General features: G+C 38.0%; 1 protein-coding gene. It reads right to left on the bottom strand.

Annotation, left to right across the window (positions count from 1 at the left end; all coding sequences use genetic code 11):
* Positions 1-234: inner membrane CreD family protein (locus tag SB756_RS35590; protein WP_410913949.1), on the bottom strand; the 234-nt coding region annotated here is incomplete at both ends.

Raw genomic sequence — 234 nt, 5'->3', positions numbered from 1 at the left:
GCATTATTAAACTGAGTACCACGAACACCAGTACGCTGCCCATTAATAATGCGTAATCCTCTGCACTGAGTAATCCGTATAAAAGACTATAGAGAAATAACACTCCACATAAGAATAGCCCTCCATGTTTGCTATTTTTAAGCATACCCGCAACATAAACACTCAATAGAATTGCTGATGCAAGCGCCGATAATAAATACGCAATATTAAAGCCTAAGTGCTCACTAAGTGAAA

Origin of the sequence: Pseudomonas sp. SIMBA_068 (assembly GCF_046534705.1) — a bacterium.
Lineage (GTDB): Bacteria > Pseudomonadota > Gammaproteobacteria > Pseudomonadales > Pseudomonadaceae > Aquipseudomonas > Aquipseudomonas putida.
Note: the sequence above shows the minus strand (reverse complement) of the source record. Positions and strands in the feature narration are given on the sequence as shown.